This is a genomic window from Marinimicrobium sp. UBA4509 (assembly GCF_002388575.1).
Classification (GTDB): domain Bacteria; phylum Pseudomonadota; class Gammaproteobacteria; order Pseudomonadales; family Cellvibrionaceae; genus Marinimicrobium; species Marinimicrobium koreense.
The window spans coordinates 1-6,948 of the sequence record NZ_DGMV01000061.1; the positions used below are offsets into that span (position 1 = coordinate 1).

Here is a 6,948-nt window from a genome sequence, read left to right on the forward strand (position 1 = left end):
GGATGTATTTACGGCGGGTTTCCGAAGGGTATACCTCACCGGCGGACCGGACGTCACGCATATCTACTAGGTAAGAGAGTTGGTCAGTTAACCCTAATCCAGCGACGATTGACCAGCATCTCCAACGGCCGATACTGAGTCTTGTAATCCATCTTCCGACACTGCTTGATCCAATACCCCAGGTACACATATCGCAATCCCAGGGCCTTGGCCTGTTCCACCTGGGCCAGAATGCCAAAGACCCCCAGGCTGCGGCGGTCTTCCCGGCTGTCAAAAAAGGTGTACACCGCCGACAGCCCGTCGTCCAGTCGGTCGCACACCGCAACCGCTAGCAGTCGGTCCTCAGCATTTCGCACCTCAAGGTACTGAGTCACGCCCCAGGCCCGGCTTAAAAACGCTTCGTACTGGGCTCGTGAGGGTGGATACATATCCCCGTCCCGGTGGCGGGTATTGATGTAATGGGCATACAGCTCGTAGTGCTCATCGGCATCAATCCGCTCCACCATGGCCAGCGTCAGGTCCTCATTGCGCCGCCAGCAGCGGCGCTGCTTTCGGTTGGGGCGGAAGTGGTCGACCGGAATGCGACAGGACACACAGGCGCTGCACTGGGCGCAGTGCGGCCGGTACAGGTGCGCGCCGCTGCGGCGGAAGCCAATTTGGGACAGTTGGCTGTACAGGTCCTGGTCCACCGGCGCGTTGGGGTCGATAAACAGGGTGGTGGCTTCCTCTCCCTCCAGATAACTGCAGGGATGGGGCTGGGTGGCGAAGAGTTTGAGGTTCGACAGGTCGGTCATGGTGTCTCCTCCCGTCGGGAAGTCTATCTCTGGGCGTCGGTCTATAGCACGGGCTGATTCAGGTGCCAGGGACCGCTGATCGAGGGCAGATAGGCATAGTCTAGCAGGATTTTTTCGAAGGCTTCACGGGAAATTTCCTCCGCCCCAAGGCTGAACAGGTGTGCGCTGCCCACCTGGCAGTCGATGAGCTCAAAATGCCACGCCTTGAGTTGGGCGACCAGGTGGACAAAGCCGACCTTGGAGGCATTGTCCGCCCGGCTGAACATGGACTCGCCGAAAAAGACGCGGCCCAGGGCGAGGCCGTAAAGCCCTCCCACCAGGCGCTCTTCCTGCCAGACTTCGATGGAGTGCGCCACTCCCTGGCGATGGAGGCGCGTGTAGGCGGCCAGCATGTCATCGGTAATCCAGGTGCCGGAGGCGCCGTCGCGGGGGGCGGCGCAGGCGCGCATGACCGCCTCGAAGGCCTGGTCCGAGGTGACCGAGTACGTCCCTCGCTTGAGGGTTTTACGCAGGGAACGGGACACGTGCAGGTGGTCGGGAAAGAGTACGGCGCGAGGGTCGGGTGTCCACCACAGAATGGGTTGACCCTCCTCGTACCAGGGAAAAATACCCAGGCGGTAGGCGCGCGTCAGTCGTTCCGGAGACAGGTCGCCGCCACCGGCGAGCAGCCCGTTGGGTTCATCCAGGGCTTCGGTCGTGGGCGGAAAGTCCAGGGTGTCGGGCTCAAGCCAGGGAAGGGTAATCATGAGTGTGTCAAACCGGCCCCGAAGGGCCGGTGAACAGGTCGGGAGCGACCCGGTTACAGGTCGTCCAGATACTTTTCCGCGTCCAGCGCCGCCATGCAGCCGGCACCGGCCGAGGTGATGGCCTGACGGTAGACGTGGTCGGATACGTCGCCCGCGGCGAACACACCGGGCACACTGGTGGCGGTGGCATTGCCATTCAGGCCGCTTTTGATCTTGATGTAGCCGTCTTTCATGTCCAGCTGACCGGCGAAGATATCGGTGTTGGGCTTGTGGCCAATGGCGATAAATACGCCCTGGACGTCGATTTCCTGGGTGCTCTCGTTGAGCATGCTGCGCAGACGGGCGCCGGTGACGCCGTTGTCATCGCCCAGCACTTCGTCCAGGGTGTGGTCCCAGACGATCTTCACGTTGCCATTTTCGGCCTTGGCGAACAGCTTGTCCTGCAGAATCTTCTCGGCCCGCAGCTTGTCGCGACGGTGAATCAGGGTCACTTCGCTGGCGATATTGGACAGGTACAGGGCCTCTTCCACGGCGGTATTACCACCACCGACCACAGCGACTTTCTGATCGCGGTAGAAGAAACCGTCACAGGTGGCGCAGGCGCTGACGCCCTTGCCCATAAACGCCTCTTCCGAGGGCAGGCCGATATACTGGGCAGAGGCGCCGGTGGCGATGATCAGGGCGTCACAGGTGTAGGTTTCGTTACCGATCAGCTTGTAAGGGCGCTCGCTCAGATCCGTTTCGTGGATGTGATCGAAAATGATTTGAGTGTCAAAACGCTCGGCGTGCTGTTGCATCTCCACCATCAGATCCGGCCCTTGCAGGTCGGAAACACCGCCCGGCCAATTCTCTACGTCGGTGGTGGTGGTCAACTGCCCACCCTGCTGCATACCGGTGATCAGCACCGGGTTCAGGTTGGCGCGGGCCGCGTAGATGGCCGCTGTGTAACCGGCGGGACCCGAACCGAGGATAATCAGGCGATGATGCTGTGCTTCGCTCATGATTTGCTGTCCTTTACGTCAATTGAGAGTGAGGGGGAAATTTGAAGGCGCTCATCATAAGTGAATCGCTCTCGGGGCGCAAAATAGTATGAACCAATGCCAAGTATTGCTTTCTTTAATGGTAATCTCTCGGTTTTATCGCTTTGCGCTATTATCGGTCCCTTCGGGCCCGGGGCGAGTCTATGAACGGGTCGCTTTTGCAAACCCCGTTCGGGCCGATAGAATAGCCGCCGTCATTCTTACAACTCAACAGGATTAACCCGTTTGAAGCGTTCTCAAACCTCCACCGCCAGTAACGACGCCGCGCCCGCCGACAGTGTGCTGGTGCGCATCGTCAAAGAAGGCGCCCTGATCGGCCTGGCCGCCATCAGTGTGTACCTGATGTTGGCACTGGTGACCTATGACGCCGGGGACCCGGGCTGGTCGCACACGGGCGAGAACAGCCGCATTCGCAATGCCGGCGGCCCGGCCGGGGCCTGGTTGGCCGATGTGTTCCTGTCGCTGTTTGGCTATCTGGCCTACCTGTTTCCGGTACTTCTGGCCTACCGGGCCTGGCAGGTATTTCGGGATCGGGAGCGTCAGCCCGGGTTTGACTGGTTGCTGATCTCGCTGCGGGTGGTGGGCCTGATCCTGGTGATGGTAGCGGGTACCGGTATTGCCAGCATGCACTACCCCGATGGGGCAAGCCTGCCGTTTTCCAATGGTGGTCTGATGGGCGCTTCGGTGGCCGAGGCCGTTGAAGGCGCCTTCAGCTACACCGGTGGCACCCTGATTCTGCTGTCGATTTTCCTGTTCGGTATCACCATCTTTACGGACCTGTCCTGGTTGGCACTGATGGATGAAACCGGGCGCTTGACCTTAGTACTGCTCGATAAAATCCGCTCGGGCTTCCAGCACTGGCAGCACCAGCGGGCCGAGCGCAAAGCCGCGAAAGAGGCCCAGCGCACGCGTCGGGAAGCCGTTGCCAAGCAGGTTGAGAAAACCGCCAAGCGGGTGCCGCCCACGATCAGCGAGCCGGTCAAGAAGGCCCCGCCCAAACCCCAGCCCAAGCCGGCCCGGCAGGCCTCGCTGTTTGATACCAAGGACAGTTCACCTCCGGAGGGTGACCTGCCCTCGATTGATCTGCTGGACCCGGCCGACGAGCACAGCGACAAGTCCTACTCCAAAGAATCCCTGGAAGCCATGTCCCGTCTTCTAGAGCTGAAGCTCAAGGACTTCGGGATCGAGGTCGAGGTGGTCTCGGTGCAGCCCGGGCCTGTGGTGACCCGGTTCGAGATTCAGCCCGCCCCCGGGGTCAAGGCCAGCCGGATTACCAATCTGGCCAAAGACCTGGCCCGTTCGCTGGCGGTGATCAGCGTGCGGGTGGTGGAAGTGATTCCCGGCAAATCGGTGGTGGGGATTGAGATTCCCAACGAGCACCGGGAAATCGTGCGCCTGAGTGAAGTGTTGGCCTCGGATGTGTATGCCAAGGCCAAATCCGTGCTCACCATGGCCCTGGGTCACGATATCTCCGGCGAACCCATCGTGGCGGATCTGGCCAAAATGCCCCACTTGCTGGTGGCGGGTACCACTGGCTCGGGGAAATCCGTGGGCGTGAACGTGATGCTGCTCAGCCTGTTGTACAAATCCTCTCCGGACGAAGTACGACTGATGCTGGTGGACCCGAAGATGCTGGAGCTGTCGGTCTATGAGGGCATTCCGCACCTGTTGACCCCGGTCATTACCGATATGAAAGACGCCGCCAACGGCCTGCGCTGGTGCGTCGGGGAAATGGAGCGGCGTTACAAGCTGATGGCCGCCCTGGGGGTTCGCAACCTGGCCGGCTATAACCGTAAGGTGGATGAGGCCCGCAAGGCCGGAGAGCCGCTGAAAGACCCGCTGTTCAAACCGGAAGAGAACTACGAGCCGGGGGCCGAGGAGGCCACGGCGCCGGATCTGGAGCACCTGCCGGCGATTGTGGTGGTGATCGATGAGTTTGCCGATATGATGATGATCGTCGGCAAGAAGGTGGAACAGTTGATTGCCCGTATTGCCCAGAAGGCACGGGCAGCGGGTATCCATCTGATTCTGGCGACCCAGCGCCCGTCGGTGGATGTGATCACCGGTCTGATCAAGGCGAACGTGCCGACGCGGATTGCGTTTCAGGTGTCCTCGAAGATTGATTCACGCACGATTCTGGATCAGGGTGGGGCGGAGCAGTTGCTGGGCCACGGGGATATGTTGTATCTGCCTCCCGGTACGAGCAATCCGGTGCGTGTTCACGGCGCTTTTGTTGATGATCATGAGGTGCACAAGGTGGTGGCGGATTGGAAGAAGCGCGGTGAGCCGAATTATATTGATGGGGTGACGGATGAGAGTACGACCAGTTCGATTCCGGTACCGGGTATGCCCGGAGGGGAAGAGGGCGGTGATGCCGGTGAGGGGGATGCCCTTTACGATGAGGCGGTGGCGTTTGTGATTGATTCACGCAAGGCGTCGATTTCAGGGGTTCAGCGCAAGCTGCGCATCGGCTACAACCGCGCGGCCCGCCTGATCGACACCATGGAAGCCGCCGGCGTGGTCTCCGAAGCCGGCCACAACGGCAACCGCGAGGTCCTGGTCCCCAAAAACTGATTTCGTATGGTGGTTTCGAGAGAGACCGGCGAGAGAGGGGAATACCCCTCGGAGACCCGCCGTAAACCCATGATGTGCATGGATGCACGAATGCCGCGATGGCAGGAGCCAATGAGCGGCCCATGGGGGCTTCTCGTCGGCATCCATGCCTCCGAGAGTCTCCGAGGGGTATTCCCCTCTCTCGCCTCAGTGCCAGCTTCCACCTGAGGTCGCGTAGGGCGGGTAAGCCGAAGGCGCACCCGCCGTGACCCAATACCAGATGCTGCGGTAATGACGTAGGGTGGATCGGTCCGACGTATCGGAGCCCAAAGGGCGTCATCCACCAAAAAACCACCGGAACTTTACAACCACCCCCCGGGGTCCAAAGAACACAACCAAACAACCGAGCCACTATTTATGAACCGACTCTACGCTCTGATCACCTCAACCCTGCTCCTTCTGAGCGCCTCCCTCCATGCCGACCCGACCGCCGAGCTGCGCTCCCGCCTGGACGCCATGACCAGCCTGCAAGGCGAGTTTACTCAGGTCTTGATCGATATGGACGGCGAGGTGCTGGAGGAGAGCTCGGGGGATTTCGCCATGGCTCGCCCGGGCAAGTTTGACTGGCACACGCGGGAGCCGTTTGAGCAGCGTCTGGTGTCGGATCACGAGTCCATCTGGCTGTACGATCCGGATCTGATGCAGGTGACGGTGCGTGAGTTCGATGAGGAGTTGCAGGATACGCCGGCGCTGATTCTCAGTGATGAGCTGACCGCGCTGAATGAGCAGTTTGAGATCACCCACACGCAAACGGATGAGGGTTGGGATGCGTTCCGTCTGGAGCCGAAGGATGATGACAGTCTGTTCGCGGCGCTGGTTCTGACGTTTGACGGTGATCTGCTTCGGGAAATCCGGATGGATGACAATCTGGACCAGATCACCCGGTTTACTCTGTCCGATCTGAAACGCAATGAGTCCATCGATGACGGCCGGTTTACCTTTGAGGTTCCCGACGGCGTTGATGTGTTGGTGGATTGATGGCGGGCGATCTGTTTCAAAGCGAGCCGGTTTATCAGCCCCTGGCGGCGCGGATGCGGCCGCGGAACCTGGCGGACTATATTGGGCAGGAGCATTTACTTGCGCCCGGCAAGCCGTTGCGCGACGCTATTGAACGCGGTCATCTGCACTCCATGATTCTGTGGGGGCCGCCGGGGGTGGGTAAGACCACCCTGGCGCGACTGTTCGCTGAGCAGGCGGATGCGCGCTTTCAGACCATTTCGGCCGTGCTGGCGGGGGTGAAGGATATTCGTGCGGCGGTGCAGGTGGCCGAACAGGAGCGGGCCGCCCGGGGGCGCAAAACCATTCTGTTTGTCGATGAGGTGCACCGTTTCAATAAGGCGCAGCAGGATGCGTTTTTGCCTTATGTGGAAGACGGCACGCTGATTTTTATTGGCGCGACGACCGAGAACCCCTCGTTTGAGCTGAACAACGCGCTGTTGTCCCGCTGCCGGGTGTATGTGCTGCGTGGACTGGAGTTTGAGCATATTCGCCAGGTGTTACACCAGGCGCTGGAGGATACCGAGAGGGGTCTCGGAAACGACGGCATCCGGATTGAGGCGGAGTGGCTCGACACGCTGGCCAAGGCGGCAGATGGCGATGCGCGCAAGGCGCTGAACCTGCTCGAGATTGCCTCGGATCTGGCGGAGGAGCGCGACGGTCAGAAAGTGATCGACCGGGCGGTGCTGGAGGAGGTGTTGGCCGCCGATGTCCGCCGGTTTGATAAGGGCGGGGATCTGTTTTACGAGCAGATTTCCG

At 60.5% G+C, this 6,948-nt stretch carries 6 protein-coding genes; 3 read left to right on the forward strand and 3 right to left on the reverse strand.

Annotated elements, in window-relative coordinates:
* Nucleotides 1-83: 83 nt before the first annotated feature.
* From B3520_RS12020 to trxB, 3 genes are read right to left on the reverse strand one after another with little or no spacing between them, the layout of a single operon-like run.
* Nucleotides 84-794 carry an arginyltransferase gene (locus B3520_RS12020; RefSeq protein WP_286806476.1) on the reverse strand — a complete coding sequence of 237 codons (711 nt, stop codon included), beginning with the start codon at nt 792-794 and terminating at the stop codon, nt 84-86.
* Between the two features lie 41 nt (nt 795-835).
* Complete coding sequence (aat, locus tag B3520_RS12025; protein ID WP_286806477.1) at nt 836-1,540, reverse strand: leucyl/phenylalanyl-tRNA--protein transferase; 705 nt, start codon at nt 1,538-1,540, stop codon at nt 836-838.
* Nucleotides 1,541-1,593: 53 nt separating this feature from the next.
* Nucleotides 1,594-2,541: a thioredoxin-disulfide reductase gene (gene trxB, locus B3520_RS12030; RefSeq protein ID WP_024460469.1), complete on the reverse strand. Its 948-nt coding sequence runs from the start codon at nt 2,539-2,541 to the stop codon at nt 1,594-1,596.
* A gap of 264 nt (nt 2,542-2,805) precedes the next feature.
* Between trxB and B3520_RS12035 the strand changes: the two genes are divergently transcribed.
* The 3 genes from B3520_RS12035 to B3520_RS12045 form a co-directional block, all read left to right on the forward strand.
* Complete coding sequence (locus B3520_RS12035) at nt 2,806-5,154, forward strand: DNA translocase FtsK (RefSeq protein ID WP_286876139.1); 2,349 nt, start codon at nt 2,806-2,808, stop codon at nt 5,152-5,154.
* A gap of 396 nt (nt 5,155-5,550) precedes the next feature.
* Complete coding sequence (gene lolA, locus B3520_RS12040) at nt 5,551-6,171, forward strand: outer membrane lipoprotein chaperone LolA (protein ID WP_286806483.1); 621 nt, start codon at nt 5,551-5,553, stop codon at nt 6,169-6,171.
* A partial coding sequence (locus B3520_RS12045; RefSeq protein WP_286876140.1) for an AAA family ATPase occupies nt 6,171-6,948 on the forward strand: 778 nt, incomplete at its 3' end. The genes lolA and B3520_RS12045, both read left to right, overlap by 1 nt.